General features: G+C 53.5%; 18 protein-coding genes. 8 read left to right on the forward strand and 10 right to left on the reverse strand.

Annotated elements, in window-relative coordinates:
- Window positions 1-66: 66 nt before the first annotated feature.
- Window positions 67-1,482, forward strand: a complete 1,416-nt coding sequence (locus tag GP475_RS11985) for an NYN domain-containing protein (protein WP_187974580.1) — start codon at window positions 67-69, stop codon at window positions 1,480-1,482.
- A gap of 56 nt (window positions 1,483-1,538) precedes the next feature.
- On the opposite strand, the gene GP475_RS11990 is transcribed toward GP475_RS11985, so the two are convergent.
- Entirely contained in the window at window positions 1,539-2,315 is a 777-nt protein-coding gene (locus tag GP475_RS11990; protein ID WP_187974581.1) for a PspA/IM30 family protein, read from the reverse strand.
- A 175-nt stretch (window positions 2,316-2,490) separates the two neighbouring features.
- Window positions 2,491-2,865 (reverse strand): thioredoxin, encoded by a 375-nt coding sequence (trxA, locus tag GP475_RS11995; RefSeq protein WP_187974582.1) that lies wholly within the window; start codon window positions 2,863-2,865, stop codon window positions 2,491-2,493.
- Between the two features lie 194 nt (window positions 2,866-3,059).
- Between trxA and GP475_RS12000 the strand changes: the two genes are divergently transcribed.
- The gene (locus tag GP475_RS12000; protein WP_187974583.1) at window positions 3,060-3,257 is read left to right on the forward strand and encodes a heavy-metal-associated domain-containing protein; all 198 of its coding nucleotides are present in this window, start codon (window positions 3,060-3,062) and stop codon (window positions 3,255-3,257) included.
- Between the two features lie 166 nt (window positions 3,258-3,423).
- Complete coding sequence (locus GP475_RS12005; RefSeq protein WP_187975938.1) at window positions 3,424-5,664, forward strand: heavy metal translocating P-type ATPase; 2,241 nt, start codon at window positions 3,424-3,426, stop codon at window positions 5,662-5,664.
- Here GP475_RS12005 and dnaB read toward each other — a convergent pair.
- The 8 genes from dnaB to GP475_RS12045 form a co-directional block, all read right to left on the reverse strand.
- Window positions 5,661-7,145 (reverse strand): replicative DNA helicase, encoded by a 1,485-nt coding sequence (gene dnaB, locus GP475_RS12010; RefSeq protein WP_187974584.1) that lies wholly within the window; start codon window positions 7,143-7,145, stop codon window positions 5,661-5,663. The two genes, GP475_RS12005 and dnaB, sit on opposite strands and share 4 nt — an antisense overlap.
- A 516-nt stretch (window positions 7,146-7,661) precedes the next feature.
- Window positions 7,662-8,114, reverse strand: a complete 453-nt coding sequence (gene rplI, locus GP475_RS12015; protein WP_187974585.1) for a 50S ribosomal protein L9 — start codon at window positions 8,112-8,114, stop codon at window positions 7,662-7,664.
- 35 nt (window positions 8,115-8,149) lie between these two features.
- Window positions 8,150-8,755: a single-stranded DNA-binding protein gene (locus GP475_RS12020; protein ID WP_187974586.1), complete on the reverse strand. Its 606-nt coding sequence runs from the start codon at window positions 8,753-8,755 to the stop codon at window positions 8,150-8,152.
- 64 nt (window positions 8,756-8,819) lie between these two features.
- On the reverse strand, window positions 8,820-9,107 hold the full coding sequence (rpsF, locus tag GP475_RS12025; RefSeq protein WP_187974587.1) for a 30S ribosomal protein S6: 288 nt from the start codon (window positions 9,105-9,107) through the stop codon (window positions 8,820-8,822).
- A 305-nt stretch (window positions 9,108-9,412) separates the two neighbouring features.
- Window positions 9,413-9,601, reverse strand: a complete 189-nt coding sequence (locus GP475_RS12030; protein ID WP_187974588.1) for a hypothetical protein — start codon at window positions 9,599-9,601, stop codon at window positions 9,413-9,415.
- Entirely contained in the window at window positions 9,598-11,076 is a 1,479-nt protein-coding gene (locus GP475_RS12035) for a glycosyltransferase family 87 protein (RefSeq protein WP_262485193.1), read from the reverse strand. Before GP475_RS12035 ends, GP475_RS12030 begins: the two co-directional genes overlap by 4 nt.
- An 8-nt stretch (window positions 11,077-11,084) precedes the next feature.
- The gene (locus tag GP475_RS12040) at window positions 11,085-13,352 is read right to left on the reverse strand and encodes a transglycosylase domain-containing protein (protein WP_394367390.1); all 2,268 of its coding nucleotides are present in this window, start codon (window positions 13,350-13,352) and stop codon (window positions 11,085-11,087) included.
- A gap of 71 nt (window positions 13,353-13,423) precedes the next feature.
- The gene (locus GP475_RS12045) at window positions 13,424-13,786 is read right to left on the reverse strand and encodes a DUF5318 family protein (RefSeq protein ID WP_187974590.1); all 363 of its coding nucleotides are present in this window, start codon (window positions 13,784-13,786) and stop codon (window positions 13,424-13,426) included.
- A gap of 167 nt (window positions 13,787-13,953) precedes the next feature.
- Here GP475_RS12045 and GP475_RS12050 point away from each other — a divergent pair, with 167 nt between their 5' ends.
- The 5 genes from GP475_RS12050 to GP475_RS12070 all read left to right on the forward strand — a co-directional run bounded on the left by GP475_RS12050 (window position 13,954) and on the right by GP475_RS12070 (window position 18,220).
- Window positions 13,954-15,048, forward strand: a complete 1,095-nt coding sequence (locus GP475_RS12050) for an inositol-3-phosphate synthase (protein WP_187974591.1) — start codon at window positions 13,954-13,956, stop codon at window positions 15,046-15,048.
- A gap of 470 nt (window positions 15,049-15,518) precedes the next feature.
- A complete protein-coding gene (locus GP475_RS12055) occupies window positions 15,519-15,950 on the forward strand; it encodes a MarR family winged helix-turn-helix transcriptional regulator (protein ID WP_224400232.1) in 432 nt (143 codons plus the stop codon).
- A gap of 81 nt (window positions 15,951-16,031) precedes the next feature.
- The gene (locus GP475_RS12060) at window positions 16,032-17,021 is read left to right on the forward strand and encodes a universal stress protein (protein WP_187974593.1); all 990 of its coding nucleotides are present in this window, start codon (window positions 16,032-16,034) and stop codon (window positions 17,019-17,021) included.
- A gap of 12 nt (window positions 17,022-17,033) precedes the next feature.
- Window positions 17,034-17,711 (forward strand): SDR family oxidoreductase, encoded by a 678-nt coding sequence (locus GP475_RS12065; protein ID WP_187974594.1) that lies wholly within the window; start codon window positions 17,034-17,036, stop codon window positions 17,709-17,711.
- 20 nt (window positions 17,712-17,731) lie between these two features.
- Entirely contained in the window at window positions 17,732-18,220 is a 489-nt protein-coding gene (locus tag GP475_RS12070) for a hypothetical protein (RefSeq protein ID WP_187974595.1), read from the forward strand.
- Window positions 18,221-18,238 lie beyond the last annotated feature (18 nt).

Raw genomic sequence — 18,238 nt, forward strand, 5'->3', positions numbered from 1 at the left:
TGCGGGTGTTCTAGTGCATGCTGGTAAATAAAACAGTGACAACTTTAGGAAAGAAATTTAGGAGCCATGCTTGAACGCACACAGGTCTTTGTGGATACGTCTTATTTGCTTGCGAGCTTTTATAACTCGTGGGAGACCGGGGCACGTGCGCAATTAGAAATCGACCTTCCACAGGTAGTTAATACCCTGGATCGGATGATCCAGGAACAATTACATCAACCCGTTCATCGCCAAAATTGGTATGACGGAATTCCTGATTCTGGTCCACACCGTTATCAGCGGGCGCTGAGAACCTGCGACGGGGTGTTATTGCGGGCTGGGCAATTAATTGAATGGGGTGAGCGTCGGACTCAAAAAGCTGTAGACACCAGATTAGTTGCGGACATGGTGCTTGCTTCGGTGAAGCACCATTGTTCAGACATAGTTTTAGTATCGGGCGACGCGGATATGATTCCCGGCGTGCAAGAGGCCACCAATGCTGGCATTAGGGTGCACCTTTATGGCTTTGGCTGGGATTCCATGTCCTCGGCGCTGCGCCATAGTTGTGATACCACCACTATTTTGGATCCGCGCGAAGACTTCTGTGACTGTATGCAAATCCACGTCCTTGAAGGACCGCTGCCGCCCACGGTTCGAAGCAAACCTATTGGGGATGCAGAACCACTAGAGGAAGGTGGATTAACTGAAGTCCCGGACTCGGCTATGCCGCCAGCCCAGCCGCAGGAGGATCAGCCAACAGAATCTGGGGAACAACAACCAGATTGTGCTGAGCCTGATGTTACGGAAACCCCCGGCACTGGGCCGGATAAACCGCCAGCGCAATCTGGTTCCGCGATTGCCGATCCCAGTATTTTTGCCACTCACGACGAAGAATTAGTGCTGCAACCGGGGAATTTCAGTAGCTCTAGTACCCCAGCAACTCCCACTGGGCAAGGGGAAAGCGGAGGACAAAACCTGATTCCAGAGCCCGGGCTGGGAGAGTCGATACCGTCGGCAACACCTGAGCCGTCCACGGAGGATGATTCTGAACCGGCAATGCACAATCAGGGCGAGCAACCCGAGGAATCTGACGCAGCTGATGCCGACCTCAACCCGGAGGATCAGGACAATGGGGTTCCACCTAAGCCTAAGCCCTCAGGCCCACCCAAACCGTCGATGATGGCTCCGCGACGAAAATTGCGATCTCGCTATGTCCCGCTTCCCGCCGAAGTATGGACTACCGCAGGATCTCAAAACCCCTTTGACGTGGGACAGCAATATGCGGCCTGGTGGTATGAAAATGCTGCAAATGAGCAGCAACGCAACCACGCCCACCTGCTGTCCGGCGGAGGATTACCGCCGGAGATTGATCGGCCACTCTTGCAATTTGCCTGCGAAACCCTGCATGAATACACTCTCAGCGAAACCCAACGGGTAAACCTCAGAGATGGATTCCACTCTGGGATTCGGGGAATACTCATTAACCTATCTCAACCAGACTAAGGAATGTATCCCCCGGTGCGACACTACCCCTAAGATTTATCACTCTTGGGGGATTGTTATTCCTCGGAAGGTGTGCTGCTCTCTTCTAATGCAGGCTGGTTTTGTCCAGTGCTAATTCCTAATTCTCCACGCAGTTGCTCTAACCGGGCACTAGCTTTGAGATCAGTTTCAAGGCTTTGATAGTTACTGATCTGCTCACCCACCGAATTCTGGACAAGTTCCTGAGCGCCCAGGGCTTGAGCATAACGGCGCTCAATTTTCTCCCGCACCGAATCTAGCGTGGGCGTGGAACTATCACCACTCAACTGCTGTGCCCCGTCCAAAGCCTCGGAGGCTTTCTTTTGCATGTCCGCTTGAGCTGCTTGGCTGCGCAATTTCTCGAGTTCTCCCAGCTGTTCCTGCAACCGGGATTCGGACTCCTTTTGTTGACGCTTGGCTTGTTCAGCAGCCTGGCTAGCCTGCTGATGCATGGTTTGCGTTTCGCTGATTTGCTCCTCAATAGAAACCAACTGGGTGGCTAATACCTCGGCAGCCTGCTGGTACTCCTGAGCAGTCTGGGCATTCCCTTCACTTGCTGCTTTATCGGCAAGGTTTAAGGCGTTTTTGGTTTGCCCCTCTGCCTTCTCCTTATCCTGGAGCAGGCGATTGATCTTCAACTCCAGTTGATGCTGTTGGCCAATAACCGTTGCTGCCTGTTCACTGATGGCGCGGTGTTGATTACGAGCAGCTTCGATGGCCTGATTGATTTGAATTTGGGGGTCCGCATTCTCATCAATCTTGGCGTCAAGGGAAGCAGTAAGGTATTTCCAGCCTTTAGAGAAAGGGTTAGCCATAGTAGCATCACTCCATCGTTGGGGTTGGTTTGCGGCCGTGGGACGATCTTCCGCAACCGTCCAGAGGCGCCAGCACTATTTATCCTTAAAGGCGAAGATACCCGAAGTCCGACGCCTAGGTATACAGCATTAAGTAATAAATGTTGTTTCTCACAAAAGTAGCGGCAACAAAGTATTAGGCGTTGGGGTCTTGGCTGGCTTCGGCAACCTGACGTCGAACTTCATCCATATCCAGCTCACGGGCTTGAGAAATGAGATCATTCAAAGCAGCTGGCGGCAAAGCTCCAGCTCCGCGATAAATCAAAATGCCATCACGGAAAACCATGAGGGTAGGAATGGATTGAATCTCTAAAGCCGCAGCAAGAGACTGGTTGGCTTCGGTATCCAACTTGGCAAAAGTCAGATCAGTATGTTCATCAGAGGCTTTTTCAAAGGTCGGAGCGAAGGCTCGGCACGGTCCGCACCAGGACGCCCAGGCGTCGACCAGCACAATACCATCGGCGGTGACCGTTGCTTCAAAATTGTCTTCCGTGACATCAATAGTGGCCATTTTTCATCATCCTCCAGCCAATTGCACAGTGATACATCCAAAGATTCCGAGTTAACTGTATGGTCTGTGGTGTTAGGACCGATAATCTAACCCGGACTTGGCTCTTTCAACAGAACCATGGCGTGCATTATTCCGCTACGCGCTCCCACGACAATAAACCTACGGTCTACAGGTGCAAGAAAGGACGAAGTAAGTTGATTAAGAATTACTCCATTAAGGGTATGACCTGCGAACACTGTTCCCACGCGGTAGCGGAAGAAATTAATGATATTCCGGGTGTGCAAGGTGTCACGGTGGACTTAGCAGACGGGGTTGCCACCGTCACCGGTGAAGGTTTTAGCGATCAACAAATTGAAGAGGCTGTCGTGGAAGCCGGGTACACGCTGCTCTAACCCGATGATGTGGGAGTAAGCTAAGGGTGCGCTAAGACAAGGCGCACCCTTTTCGCTGAATGTCGGGGCTGAGTAATGATTTCCCGATCCCGGTGTAGAAGAAAGGACAACTGTGGCACTGGCAGCATCAAATTCTCCTTTTCATCTCCATCTAGATATCACCGGGATGACCTGCACGTCCTGTTCTGCGCGGGTAGAGCGGAAATTAAATAAGCTCGACGGCGTCTCAGCCACCGTCAACTTTGCCACCGAATCAGCAGATATCGACTATGATCCCGCCCTTGTTCAGCCCGAGCAGCTCATAGCTGTGGTCGAGAAAGCTGGATATGGGGCTTTTCTGCCGGTTGCTCCTGATCATGGCGGATCTGACGTTCCCGGGGGAGAGGAACAGTCCCAGGTTCACATGGCTAATGAGGCCCACGCAGCACAGGAACGAGATTTAGCTCAGCGCGCGGTGATCTCATTACTACTCAGTGTGCCGGTCATGGTGCTCAGCATGGTCCCGAGCCTGCAATTTGAGCACTGGCAATGGGCGGTAGCCTTGGTGGCCACTCCCGTTTTCCTGTGGGGCGGGGCGCCATTTCACCGGGCCGCGCTAAAGAATTTGCGACACGGTAGTTTCACCATGGATACCCTGATTTCTTTGGGCACCTCGGCTGCGTGGCTGTGGTCCATGGTGGCGCTATTTTGGGGAGGGGCTGGTGATCCCGGTTACCGAATGCACATGTCCTTAAGCGCTCACTCTCATGCCGGTACAGACCAAATCTATTTGGAATCGGCCAGCATGGTGGTGAGCTTTCTCTTACTAGGGCGATGGGGTGAGCATCGGGCTAAGGGGAAATCTTCGGCAGCCCTGTATCAATTGCTGAATTTGGGGGCGAAGGAAGCCTCCGTACTGCGCGATAACCAGGAGTATCGTATTCCGGCCGCTGACATCCAAGTAGGGGATGTGTTAGTGGTTCGGCCGGGGGAAAAGATTCCCACTGATGCTGAGGTGATCGAAGGGCATTCTGCAGTAGATGAATCCATGATTAGTGGGGAATCTATTCCGGTGGAGGTCAATCAGGGTAGCCAGGTCACCGGGGCAACCTTGAATACCTCCGGGCGTCTGGTGCTGCGCGCAACCCGGGTGGGGAAAGACACCACCTTAGCTCACATGGCAGCGTTGGTCACTGAAGCTCAGACCCGCAAAGCCCCGGTGCAGCGGCTAGTCGATAAAATCTCACAGATTTTTGTTCCCGCAGTCATTCTGATTGCTATTGTGAGCCTGATTCTGCACCTGCTCTGGGGATCTTCCCTCGCGGACTCCTTTAGCGCAGCAGTAGCAGTACTAATTATTGCTTGCCCTTGTGCTTTGGGTTTGGCTACACCTACTGCATTGTTGGTGGGTAGCGGCCGCGGGGCCCAACTTGGTTTGCTTATTCGGGGACCAGAGGTGCTGGAATCCTCACGCGCCATCGACACTGTGGTGTTGGATAAAACGGGCACCATAACCACCGGGCACATGGACGTTGATCAGATCTATATAACACCGAATTCTCAGGTTTGCCCTGGGGAAGAGGAACTGCTTCGCTATGCCGCATCAGTGGAGAAAGCCAGTGAACATCCCATAGCTCAAGCTCTGGTCCGCGCGGCTCAAGACCGCCAACTCTCGTTAATCCCAGTACAGGATTTCCAAGCGCTTCCAGGGCGTGGGGTAGATGGGAGGATCGACGGCCACCTCATCCATATTGCTCGCTTCTCTGGGCAAGAAAGCCCCGGCCTTGCCCGCTGGTGTTCCACGGTCCAGGAACAAGGAAGCACCGTGGTTGTGGTGTCCTGGGATGGTGAAGAAGCTGGGGCGCTTAGCCTCCGGGATCAGGTTAAGAAGTCCTCTGCTTCCGCGATTTCCTCATTACGCCGCATGGGGCTAGAAGTAAGGTTACTGAGCGGGGATAATGCTGGTGCGGTCAACGCCACGGCCCGCGAAGTAGGAATTGCTCCAGATCACGTTACTGCTGGGGTTTTGCCGGAAGATAAGGTGGCTGTTCTGGCCCAGTTGCAGCAAGCTGGACACAAAGTAGCGATGGTGGGTGATGGGATCAATGATGCGGCGGCCTTAGCGCAAGCGGACCTGGGGTTGGCGATGGGCGCTGGCACGGATGTCGCTATTGAAGCTAGCGACATTACCTTGATGAATAGTGATCTGGAATCGGCAGTAGATGCTTTAAAGCTCTCCCGCCGGACACTAAAAATTATCCACGGCAATCTCTTTTGGGCTTTTGCTTATAACGTGCTGCTTATTCCCGTAGCCGCGCTAGGTTTTCTTAATCCCATGTTCGCGGGTGCAGCAATGGCCTTATCCTCCATCTTCGTGGTCAGTAACTCGCTGCGCCTCCGGAACTTCCGCGGTCACCAAAGTTCCTAATCCATCCCCATCCTCTTCATGGGCACGAACCGGGAACAATTCAGCTGGTGGGCCACTTCCACTGTTCCGATGGGTCCACCGCGGTGCTTCGCGATGATAATGTCAGCCTCACCAGCGCGTTCATTATCTGGTTCTTGGGAGTCCGGGCGGTAAAGCAAAAACACCATGTCCGCGTCCTGCTCCAAAGAACCGGATTCACGAAGATCCGCCAACTGGGGGCGTTTATCCGTCCGGGATTCAGGACCGCGGTTGAGCTGAGAGATCGCGATGAGGGGGACGTCGAGCTCCTTGGCAAGAAGTTTTAATTGCCGGGAAAACTCTGACACTTCTTGCTGACGAGACTCCACTTTCTTGCCTGAGCTCATCAGCTGCAAATAGTCCACCACAATCAACTTCAAATCTGCTTGTTGGCTTAAGCGCCGCGCCTTGGCTCGAATTTCCATCATCGTCAGGTTTGGGGACTCATCAATGAAAAGCGGAGCATCACGGATTTCACCTGAGCGCTCTAGCACCTTCACCCAATCTTGGTCATCCATATTGCCGCTGTTCATCTTTTGAAGGTTGATCTCGGTTTCGGCCGAGAGCAGACGTCGACCAATCTCGGTACGGCTCATCTCAAGCGAAAAAATCACGGAGGCTTTTCCTTGGCGCAGTGAACAGGAACGAACAAAGTCCAGTCCTAAGGTTGATTTTCCGACGCCTGGACGCGCCGCAATAATAATCATTTGCCCGCCATGAAGCCCGTTGGTCATGGCATCGAGATCTGGGAATCCGGTGGCAATCCCGGTAGCTTGTCCACCAATTTGTGCAATCTCATCGAGCTCTTCCAAGGTTTCTTCTAGCACACCGGATAACGCCACGTAGTCCTCTTTAGTGCGCCCTTGGCTAATAGCGAATACTTCTTGCTGAGCCATATCCACCAAGGTGTCTATCTCAGCACCGTCATTGCCCTCAAAACCTAGCTGCACCATCCGCGTTCCAGCGTTAACCAGTTGACGCAACGTGGCTTTTTCGGCCACGATCTTGGCGTAATAAGGAGCGTTGAGGGTGGTGGGCACAATCTGAGTCAGGTCCAGGAGATAATCAGTTCCACCTGCTCGATCCAAGTTGTTATGGCGATCCAAATAGTCCGCCACAATTACCGGGTCGGTGGACTTATTTTGGCTGAATAGATCCAGAATTGCCTGGAAAATGATTTGGTGCCGGGGGATATAAAAATCAGCTGGGGCGAGTTCTTCAATAATTTCGACAACGGAGTCATTATTGAGCAGCATGGCGCCAAGGACACTTTGTTCTGCTTCATTGTCATGAGGCATACTCCGTAGCCCGGAAGAGTTTTCTGCGGCTTTTCCTCGGCTCGCGGGGCCTCGAGAGTATCGGGAAGAGGAGCTAGACGGTTCATCCGGATAAAAATTGTCCCGGGATTCAGGAAGCTGCACGGAATCATCATCGAAGCTGTCATCGTAGGCGTTATTAGCCATTGTTCCCCTCACAACGTGCGTCGGATTTTGCGGCTTTTTCTACCTTAGCCGGTGGAGAGAAGAGAAACGATCTCGGCTACTTTTCCACAAAGTTTTCCACAGGGGCTGTGGACGGTAGGTGGAAAACTACCCGATTGTTCACATTCGACACTGCGAAGCTGTGGGGAAACTGTGGAAAAACTCCTTCGACATCGCGTGGTTTTTCTATTTTTCCTGGTCAGCGGGTTTTTTCCAGGTGGAAAAGTTAGCTCTTTTCGTGGAATACCTCAACTACCTGCCAGTTTGACAAATGGTGAATAAGTAGATTCTAGGCAACTTCGCGCTTACCAGCACTTTTCATTTTTATGCAGGAGGAAAAGTTTTCCACAAATTTTCCACAACCTTCTCCACGGCTAAAACCTCACTAAAACCTCAAAAGCCCCGGGTTTCTCTCCTGACTCATCGGAGGAGCTAAACCCAGGGCTTTTAAGTGCTGTTGTCGTTGGGCTAGTTAGTTAGCCGCCATCTCAATACCGCTTAGGCAGAGACGACCTCAAAATTCACCTTGCCGGAAATATCATTGTGAAGCTTCACAATGACCTGGTAGCTACCAGTGCTCTTAATCAGAGTCTTCGGCAATTCAATGGCACGCTTGTCCAATTTCGGCCCGCCAGCTGCACTCACAGCTTGAGCGATGTCTTCCGGCTTCACAGAACCGAAGATTTTGCCTTTTTCAGAGGTGCGGACCTTCACGGTCACGCCGCGCAGCTCATCTAGCTGTTTGCGAACCTCATGTGCATGATCGAGATCTCGGATAGCCCGAGCCTCCTGGGCACGCTTAATGCCTTCAATCTGCTTCACCGCACCGCGGGTTGCGGGAATAGCTAAACCGCGGGGAAGCAGGAGATTACGTCCGTAGCCGTCCTTAACCTCCACGATGTCACCAGCGACACCGAGGTTATCAACGGCAGCGGTGAGGATCAGCTTCATGATCCCTGCCTTTCCTTAAAATCTATGTTGCTACCTCAGAACGGGACATCATCATTAGCTCCACCAAAGCCACCGGCCGGGGGAGCAGAGTTCCACGGATCATCTGCGGGGTCATTGCGAGAATTCCCAGAATTCTGCTGTCCTCCACCAAATCCACCGTAGTTATTAAGTCCCTGATTCTGGTTCTGTTGCGGAGCACCACCCATTCCACCGGAGGGCTGCTGCTGGCCACCGCCAAATCCACCGCTACGGTCTCCACCGTATCCGCCTTCTCGAGGATTACGGTTTACCTGTGCTGTGGCATAGCGCAAAGAAGGGCCAACCTCGTCTACCTCAATTTCAAAAACGGTTCGACGGTTGCCTTCACGGTCATCATAGGAACGCTGCCGGAGCCGACCAGTCACAATGACGCGCATTCCCTTGCTGAGAGTTTCTCGCACATTTTCGGCGAGTTTGCGCCACGCATTACAGGTCAGGAACAAGGCGTCGCCATCTTCCCACTGCCCGGTATCTCGATTATAGAAACGGGGCGTAGAGGCGATTCGGAAATTCGCTACCGCCGCATTGGAGGGGGTATAACGCAACTCCGGGTCATCGACAAGATTGCCGATCACGGTAATGCTGGTTTCTCCTTGTGCCATGTTCTTCTACCTTCCTGCTCTGTTGTGGCCGATGCTAGCAGCTCACGAGTGCTCGTCGCGGTGCTTACTTGTCGTTGCGCAGAACCTTGGTACGCAGGATGTTGTCGTTGATGGTGAGTAGACGATCCAGCTCCTGGACGGTATCCGGCTCACAGGTGAGGTTCAGAACCACGTAGATGCCCTCTTCCTTCTTGAGGATCGGGTACGCCAAACGGCGCTTACCCCATACATCCACCTGATCCACGGTCCCCTTTTCCTTGCGGACTACCTCAAGGAACTTATCCAGGGACGGGGCTACGGTGCGCTCATCCTGGCTCGGATCCATGATGATCATGACTTCGTACTGACGCACGGACCTCATCACCTCCTATGGTCTTCATTCTGTTTTATCGGCCGCACCTGGTCTGTGGGTGCGGCAGGAGGGTCGTTGCGTCAAGCAACCTGTCAAGAGTACCCCAGATTCAGTTCAAAAGATAATCGTCGAGAAAATCCCCCATGACCGCTCTCGCGGGGATCGCGAAAGAGGAACGAACGTTTTAGTTTCCCTCACCCCACACCGCCGTAGCTCGATCCTGAGGAACTAGGTCAGCTACCTGTTGGTCCTTGCGCCCAGAATCCTTGGCCCAGGCCACGGAGACGTCGAACCTGATAGAAGATTTAGAGCTTAGGGGCAGAGATAGTCAGGGCAATAATGACTGGGATAATCGTCACAAAAACTAGTGCGGCTAGGCCTAAGGCGATGAGCAGTTTCTTAGGCTTGGAGCGCATGAAGCCCCAGAACGCAGCCATGATGCATAAGAATCCCAGGAAGACGCTGCACATGGTGAGGAAGGTGAGGGTGTTCATCCTTGGTTCACAACCTTCTTAGCAGGAGAGTGTGATACCCCATGAACCGGCGCAAAATCACCAGCTAAGGGGTCTTGTCCGCGATGGAATTCCGCCACTGGGTCCGGCACCTTGCCTAGCATTTGGCGGATCACGATGATCATGAGGGCAATTATGAGCCCGTCTCGAGTGAGAATCACGAGATTAAGCGCCCATCCCGGAAGCCCATGTGCCGCAGATCCCATCATGTGCCACGTCAGCACGGGCCAGAGAATTGCTTCGGTACTCATCCAGGTCAGCACTAGGCGCCAGCGAGGCACCGCTAGGACAGCTGGAATCATTAGCCATAGCGAGTATTGGGGAGACCACACCTTATTCACCAGGAGAAAACTGGCGATAATGAGGAAGATGAGCTCCGCTACCCGCGGGGGGCGGGGTGCCGCCAGGCCAAGAACTGCGATGGCGATGCACGCCGCAGCGAAGAGCGCAAAGGTGAGTGTGTTGAGGACGGTGGGAACAGAATCTGGTGGATCAAATCCCGCCCACCCGGTGGCGCGAGCAATAACGGCGTAGATGGTGGTCCATTCCCAACTGCGTTCGCGGTTGAGACGGAGAAACTCACTCCACGCTGAGGGATAGAGAACCATCACCGGAAGGTTGATAATTAACCAGCACACTGCGCTGCCCACCAGCATTTTTCTCATCGCTGAGAAACGGCGGTGGCGCAGCGACAGCACCAAAAAGGCTCCTAAGAGATAAAGCGGCCACAGTTTAAAGGCGGTGCCGATTCCGATGCAGATTCCGGCGCAGCCCGCTCGGTGACGTCGAACCCAATATAAGGCAGCTACGGCGAGGAAAATAGAGGGGATGTCCCAGTTAGTGAAGGCGTGAACAACATAAAGGGGAGAGGCTGCGACTAGCACTACATCCCAAACTCGGTTACCGGCGAGTTCTGCCAGCATGGCTATGGTCAGCACCCAGAGCAGGGAGATGGTCAGAGCAGTCAGCGTGAAGTAGACCGCAGCGTCAGCTGGGGGAGTGCCGGGGAGAAGATCGATGAGAGGAATTGCCAGCCGACTCATCCAACCGAGGATCCCCTGGAACAGACCAGCAGCCACGGGATATTCCATGTATCGGGTGAGATCGCCTTCTTGCCAGCTGTAGGCGTAGGGGAATCCCCCGATGTTAAGGCCCCGACCTTGGTAGAGGGGGATGATGTCGTTATAACAAGCCGTGGTGTATTGCCAGGAACCGGACCAATTCAGCCCGACGTGTCCATCGGCGTCAATGCTACGCCGGAGGCAAGCTGCTTTTGCTAAGTAGGCGAAGCAGCTAAAGACCACCGCGGTGCTGAGCAGAACCCGCAGTGGTGTCCACCACCGCTGTCGTCCTACTGCAGCGAAGTGCCCTAGGGGCCCGCCCAAAAACTCCCCCCAGGACCGGGCAGCCGGCTCAGTGCCGATGACGCGACGGCGGTAGTGAGGTTGTCCCAACATCGACAGCATTATCCGGTAGGAACAGGTTGACCTGGTCGAATTTCCGGAGAATTACCGTTTCCGCCACCGGTATTACCTGTTCCTCCCTGGCCACCACCGGGTGCCGGAGCTGGCTCAGCTGGTTGAGTGGGCAGGGGGATAGGAGGTAATCCAGGAATTTGGATGCCGGGATTCGGAGCCGGTGCGGAAGGTTGCTCAGCCGGCGTTGAAGGCTCACTCTTGGCCGTGCTGGAAGTAGTAGTAGAACGTTGACGGTTGTACCAACCAGGAGGCGGCACATTGGCATTGCGCAATGAACGGTTTGTCACCGTAATGGGCTGAGCCTCCGAGAAGTACTCAATATCTTCATTCTGGAGCGCATTGTCCATCGTCGACTTCCAGATGGTGGCCGGGAGTCCAGCACCATAGATGGGTCCACCCCAAGCAGTAGTAATGGGGGAACCATCTTCAGTTCCCACCCAGACAGCGGTAGAAAGCTGCGGCGTAGCACCGATCATCCAGGCGTCTTTATTTTGGCCAGTATCTCCTAGCTGGGTGGTTCCGGTCTTAGCCGCAGAGGGGCGGCCACCTGCTAGGGCATTGCCGTTGGAATATGCCGCAATGGGGAGCATAGCGCTGATGACATTATTGGCAATATTGGCATCAAGCCGGCGTTCCCCATCTCCATCGGGATGCTCATAGAGCACTTCACCCTGAGCATTTTCTACCTTCTGAATAAAGTGAGTCTGGTGGAAAACACCCTCATCAGCGAGAGTTCCTAAGCCCACCGCCATATCTATTGGACGGGTCTGATATTGGCCCAGAATGACACCTTCATAGGATGCGCCATTGTCCTCCGTCAAGGTGTGCGGAACACCGGGGAAAGACTCAGCAACACCTAAATTGTGAGCCATATTCGCGGTATCGGTCGGTCCATTTTCCAGGTCCTGTTGAAGCCGAATGAAACTTGTATTTAATGATTGCTTCAAAGCCTCACGGATACTGCAATACCCGCACGTCATGTTGTCTGAGTTCGTTACCGTAATAGAACCAGGCAATTGAACTGGGGCAGAGGAGTACATCGTCGAAAGCGGAATACCTTGTTGCAAGGCTGCGGCTAAACCAAAGATCTTAAAGGTCGAACCCGTTTGCAGACCGGCACTGCCGTAGTCCCAACCATAGGGGTCCTCACCGCCGTAATAGGCCCGGACTCCTCCGGTACGAGGATCAACACTAACTACTGCTGTGCGGAGTTTCTCATTTTGACCTTTGAGATTGTTCCGCGCCGCATCCACCGCTGCCTGCTGAGCTACCGGGTCAATGGTGGTGGTGATCTTGAGCCCTTCGGTAGTAATAGTGTCCTCGGAAATTCCCAGCGAATCTAGTTCCTCCACCACATGGTTTTTAATCATACCGCTGGGGGCATCAGACTCCACCCCGGCCTGACTTGCTGCCGGATCAATGGTATCCGGATAAACCATGGTAGCTCGTTCCTGGGGATCCAAGGTCCCGACGTCTACCATCCCGTCCAAAACATAATTCCAGCGCTGTTCAGCTTCGGCCCGGTTTGTCCACGGGTCTAGCTGACTCGGACGCTGAATAGACGCAGCCAAAACCGCCGCTTCTGCTGGAGTTAAATCCCGTACTGACTTGTTGAAATAAGCATGAGAGGCAGCCTCCACGCCGTAGGCATTTCGGCCAAAATACACCGTGTTGAGATAGGCACCAAGGACTTCCTCCTTGGACCATTCATTGGACATCTTGACGGAGTACACCAACTCCTTAGCCTTACGGAGATAGGAATGCTCATTTCCCACTAACGCATTTTTCACATATTGCTGGGTGATGGTAGATCCACCACCCGCGGAGGAGTCACCACGTAGTTGACCCAACACCGCCCGGCCAAAACCGCTGAAGGAAAAACCGTTATTGGTGTAGAACTCCCGGTCCTCTGCGGCCAGAACCGCATTTTTTACTGGATCGGGGATATCCTCCACCGGGACGCTACGTCGGTTCCCCTCCGGCGGAACAATTCGCGCCAATTCCGTTTGGCTGTCTGAGGCATAAATCTGCGAAATCTGCGGAGCTGGAAGTTCATCCGGTTCCGGAACATCCACCATGATGTAGGCGATGAGGAACAATCCGAGCGGCACCAAAATCACCGCCGCGAGGGCGCTGACTAGCCCGATAATCCAAGGGCGACGTGGTGATCCACCAGTGCGGCGAAGACCATGCGCACCTTGAGTACGAAGTCCGGCAGCCGTGGACCCGCCTGTGCTTCTGTTCTTCTCTGACAACTTCTATCCCATCCTCTACGGCATACTTCTCTTCTGTCACATTAACCGTCATTCCTGAGAAGTGGATACATTTACCCCGCAACCGCGGTGCGCGCCTTCAAGAGAAAGTTCCACTTACACACTGGACAGACCTCCACGGTGTGAACCGTGATCTCTGGAAATCGGTGTAACAGTTCAGCAATTTCCTCCTTGGTTCGGGCCGTTCCAGAAAGCCGCCCCAGCTTTTCACCGTAGATCCATTCCACGGTTCTGAGCTGTTCAGAACCGCAAATGGGGCAGTCGCGACCGGCCGAAGAGCCATGATATTGGGAAGCGGTAATAAGGAGAAAATCAGCATCACATACGGACTCACGCGACAGCTCTCCTCGACGCCACTGCCTAAGCACATGGCGTCTTTCCCAGAGATGATTAATTTCATCGCGATATGTGAGCACACCTTCATTCTAAATAGTCGGGTGGACATGAGAGCTTGAACGATCAACTCAGCTACTTAATCGATCAGGTTAGGGGAGTTACCCAAATTTGTTGATAAGGCCCGTACCGTGAGAACGATGTGCCGAAAACTAGGGCACCGCAATTCAGTGTGAGGAGATATCTTTTCATGGCCGATTCGACAATTCGCGTGGCTATCGCGGGTGTGGGAAATTGTGCTACCTCGTTGATTCAAGGGGTGGAGTTCTATAAGAACACTCCCGCGGAAGAAAAAGTACCCGGACTGATGCATGTGCAGTTTGGGGATTACCACGTTGGTGACGTGGAGTTTGTGGCAGCGTTTGACGTTGATGCCGATAAGGTAGGCAAAGACCTTGCTGAAGCCACCCGTTCTTCCCGGAACTGCACTATCACTATTACTGAGGTTCCTGATACTGGGGTAATTGTGCAGCGCGGACCTACTTATGACGGCTTGGGGATCCACTATCAACAAGCCATTACTGAGTCCAGTGAAGAACCAGTTGATGTTGTCCAGGCATTGAAAGATGCCCAGGTAGATGTACTGATCTCTTATCTTCCGGTAGGGTCCGAAGAAGCCGATAAGTTCTACGCTCAGTGCGCTATTGACGCCGGATGCGCTTTTGTCAATGCGCTTCCGGTATTTATCGCCTCGGATCCGGAGTGGGCGGAGAAGTTCCGAGCAGCCGGTGTCCCGATTGTGGGAGATGACATTAAATCCCAGGTGGGTGCCACTATTACTCACCGAGTCATGGCTCGACTCTTTGAGGAACGCGGAGTTCGGCTAGAGCGAACCATGCAGCTTAATGTGGGCGGCAACATGGACTTCATGAATATGTTGGACCGCAACCGCCTAGAGTCAAAGAAAATTTCCAAAACTCAGGCAGTGACGTCAAACCTCAGCGAGGGGCCGCTGGCCGGCAAGGTTGAGGATCGAAATGTCCACATCGGACCTTCGGATTACGTGGCGTGGCTCGATGACCGCAAGTGGGCCTATGTGCGCTTGGAGGGAACAGCTTTCGGCGAAGTACCGCTGAACTTGGAATATAAGTTGGAAGTGTGGGATTCCCCGAACTCCGCAGGCATTATTATCGATGCACTTCGAGCTGCGAAAATCGCGCTAGATCGAGGACTGGGCGGACCAATTATGCCAGCGAGCTCCTACCTCATGAAGTCCCCTCCGGAGCAGCTGCCGGATGATATTGCCCGGGCTCGGCTCGAGGATTTCATCCGAAACGAGGCCTAAGAGGCAATCGCGTCTAGCGTGACTTCTGCTAACACGCGGGTTGGTTTGAGAGAGATGATCGACAACTCCCCCGGAGGGGTTCACCTCAACGGGCGAACATATAAGAAATCTCTTTAGAAACTGCCCGCGTTACAGGAGTATTCAAAAAAGAGGCTAATATCACAATTTATTAATTAATAAGCCGAAAATCTCCACCCTTTCTGAGTTCACCTCGCGATTCCTCGGATTTTTAGCAGTTCACAGGGGGTTTCCGAGATAGGTCTTTCACAGCTAAGAATGGGCTATTCTCAGATTTCATACTTTGGTGCAGAAAACTACACAGTGGATAGATAATTTTCCGCAACTAGATGCTTTATCATGTCGATATGACTTCTGCTACCCCTGAGAACAAGGAAACGCCGGAAGAGCGCAAAAAGCGCGAAGCGCGTGAACAGTGGGCTCTAGAGATCTCTGAGCGCGTTCGTCCGGCTATGACCAAACTGTACGTGATGTACTTCCGCTTGGCGTCCCAGTCTGAGCTCACCGGTCCGCAACTATCCATCATGACTCGGCTCCAAGACCATGGCCCGGCGCGAATCAGCCGGATTGCTGAGGAAGAGGGTATCCAAATGCCTACCGCTTCCAATGCTTTACACCAGCTAGAGGTTCGAGGGATGGTGCAACGCGTCCGGGATATCGATGACCGCCGCGGTGTCCGAGTTGATTTAACCCCCCTCGGTCATGAAGAACTAGTCCGCGTCGGCAAGGAGCGAGACAACTATTTTGCTCAGATGCTCAGCACTCTCGACGAGGATCAACTCAAGCAAGCCGAAGCTTTTGTAGATGTGGTTCAAGCGTTGGCAGAGCGCTACAACTCAGATCTCAATAAGCCGAAGTCCGCTGGACATGCAGATCAGTCCTAACTAGCAGCGGACTCAATTCCCTCATCACGCGCCCAACTGGGATAATGAAGCTGTCAGCTTCCACCAACCCCCGGTTGTACTATGCCAAAGAAGAATTCCACCCCTGCCGCACAGCGCTCACCAGACCTACGGCCACTTCGTTTACTTGTTGCGTGGCATCCTCGTTCAGATAGTGCTGAAGCCATTGAATTTGCTGCCTGGTTAGGACGAAGCATCGCTATTAGGGTTCGGGTGGTCACTACTGTTCGACGCCCCTGGCCGTCCTCGTCGCTGAGCCGAATTGGTGGTAAATACCAGAAGTGGTTGAAGAAACAATCAAAGTCCTGCGCTCAACAGGTAAAAGAGGGGCTGATTGCGGCTGGTTTAGAACGCACGCAATGGGACAATAATTATTCAGTTCTATTAGAGGGGCCTTCAGAGACTTTCATTCTTGCTGAAGCGGCTAAAGACTTTGATGCGGATGTGCTCATCTTGGGCTCTTCTGCGGCCGCTCCGAAAGGGCGATTCCTAGCCGGTTCTACAGCGGACGCGCTTCTTCATTCTTCCCCGACGGCTCTAGGATTAGCTCCGCGTCGGCCAAAATTGTCGAAACGCGGAGTAACCAGAATCAACTTTGCGTATCTCAGTGCAGAAAGTGAACAGGATCATTCCGCGCTACGGTATGCGGCCCAATCGGCTGATCGGTGGGAATTGCCCCTACGCCTACTGGCATTTTCCACCGATGGCCTCACCGATAGCGTCATCCATGATCAGCTTGATTTAGGCCAGGATCTCTCCGTGGAATGGCGAGAACACTCCCTGGCGATGCTCGATCGAGCGCGCGATTGGGTACTTGACCAATTCCCCGATCTTCACGTCGAAACTGATTTTGCCTCCGGGGCCGGATGGTCTGGGGCGGTGGACGCCGTGAAATGGAAAAAAGGGGATCTACTATGTTTAGGCTCTCACCCGGTTGGTGCTCTCGAACGCGTTTTCTTAGGGTCCACCGCTTCTTCTTTTCTTCCCTATGCCCCGGTGCCGGTTCTGGTCTATCCCGTCCACAACCCCGCCCCCAAAGTATCTAAGGTTTAGGAGAATACCTTCATGTCTAGTGTCGCCGTAGTTACTGGAGCTTCTGGCGGAGTCGGCGCAATTATCACCCAAGAACTCTTAGCTAAAGGCTGGGAAGTATATCCTCAATATCGACGTGAAGCTGCACGTCACGAGGTAGAAGAGCGGCTTTCTGGCGCACATTGGTGGCAAGCCGATTTCTTGCGCCCACCTGCTGAGGCTCTCGCGAATCTGCCGGTACTAGATACTGTTGACGCTGTGATTCATTGTGCCGGTGTCTGTCCGCTGGGTGAGTTGTGGCAGGTTGATCAGGGTACGTGGCAGGAGACAATGCAGCTAAATGTCATTGCTCCAGCCTTATTAACTGGCCGGCTGATTGAGCAGTTGCGCGCTGCCCAGGGACATGTTATTTATCTCAATTCTGGGGCTGGGCAACATACCCGGCCGGAGTGGGGTTGCTATTCAGCTAGTAAATTTGCTGCCCGAGCGTGGTGTGATGGCCTTCGAGCTGAAGAAGAGAAACTCCGAGTGACCTCGATCTACCCTGGGAGAATCGCGACGCAGATGCAGCGGGAGGTGGTTGCTAGCTTGGGGGAAACATGGCAGCCGGAAAAATATCTGCGGCCAGAATCTGTGGCGGCGGCAGTTATTGCTGCCTTAGAAAGTACCCCGGATGCGCATCCGACGGAGATAACGCTGAGACCTCGCTAGGAAACAATTAGGCTGGAGTTATGTCTCGCCCGCCTTATTCCGAACATCCTGAGAATGATCTCCACTCGGATGCGGACTATGCCAATCGCTATCGACCCGAACCACATAGTTGGGAAGAACTGGCTAGCTCTCAGGATCCGCTGGCGCAGTTGGAAGAAAACCAACGGTCAACCCGCCAGGCTATTGCGTATGCGCTGGGTATGCCCTTGCTTTTGGTCACCTTATCGCTAGCTAGCTTGGTGGCTAATAGAATCATCGGCGGACCTCTGTGTGATCCGGGTCCTCGAACCTGGATCTGTACTGAGGCTTTCCGACTATGGTGGCCCATTGCCACCAGCTTCGGCGCATTCATCATTATCGTTGGCTGCGCCGTCATCATGGTCCACAAACTACGCACCTACACCAGGTGGCGGCCGTGGATGGGTGCCTTTTGGTTTCTCGTCCCCATGGGCATGTTGTGGATGACCACCGTCTTACCCATCGCTATTCTGGGTCATCCCCTCAGCTAGGTTCTGCTCACCAATTTC

It is taken from the genome of Corynebacterium poyangense (assembly GCF_014522205.1).
Taxonomy (GTDB): Bacteria; Actinomycetota; Actinomycetes; order Mycobacteriales; family Mycobacteriaceae; genus Corynebacterium; species Corynebacterium poyangense.

Bases quoted from the DNA above. Each gene is read 5' to 3' on its own strand.
- trxA (WP_187974582.1), bottom strand. From the start codon at position 2,865: ATGGCCACTATTGATGTCACGGAAGACAATTTTGAAGCAACGGTCACC.
- GP475_RS12065 (WP_187974594.1), top strand. From the start codon at position 17,034: ATGTCTAGTGTCGCCGTAGTTACTGGAGCTTCTGGCGGAGTCGGCGCA.
- GP475_RS12055 (WP_224400232.1), top strand. From the start codon at position 15,519: ATGACCAAACTGTACGTGATGTACTTCCGCTTGGCGTCCCAGTCTGAG.
- GP475_RS12030 (WP_187974588.1), bottom strand. From the start codon at position 9,601: ATGAACACCCTCACCTTCCTCACCATGTGCAGCGTCTTCCTGGGATTC.
- GP475_RS11985 (WP_187974580.1), top strand. From the start codon at position 67: ATGCTTGAACGCACACAGGTCTTTGTGGATACGTCTTATTTGCTTGCG.
- GP475_RS12050 (WP_187974591.1), top strand. From the start codon at position 13,954: ATGGCCGATTCGACAATTCGCGTGGCTATCGCGGGTGTGGGAAATTGT.
- GP475_RS11990 (WP_187974581.1), bottom strand. From the start codon at position 2,315: ATGGCTAACCCTTTCTCTAAAGGCTGGAAATACCTTACTGCTTCCCTT.
- rplI (WP_187974585.1), bottom strand. From the start codon at position 8,114: ATGAAGCTGATCCTCACCGCTGCCGTTGATAACCTCGGTGTCGCTGGT.
- GP475_RS12020 (WP_187974586.1), bottom strand. From the start codon at position 8,755: ATGGCACAAGGAGAAACCAGCATTACCGTGATCGGCAATCTTGTCGAT.
- GP475_RS12035 (WP_262485193.1), bottom strand. From the start codon at position 11,076: ATGTTGGGACAACCTCACTACCGCCGTCGCGTCATCGGCACTGAGCCG.
- GP475_RS12005 (WP_187975938.1), top strand. From the start codon at position 3,424: ATGACCTGCACGTCCTGTTCTGCGCGGGTAGAGCGGAAATTAAATAAG.
- GP475_RS12060 (WP_187974593.1), top strand. From the start codon at position 16,032: ATGCCAAAGAAGAATTCCACCCCTGCCGCACAGCGCTCACCAGACCTA.
- dnaB (WP_187974584.1), bottom strand. From the start codon at position 7,145: ATGGCTAATAACGCCTACGATGACAGCTTCGATGATGATTCCGTGCAG.
- GP475_RS12070 (WP_187974595.1), top strand. From the start codon at position 17,732: ATGTCTCGCCCGCCTTATTCCGAACATCCTGAGAATGATCTCCACTCG.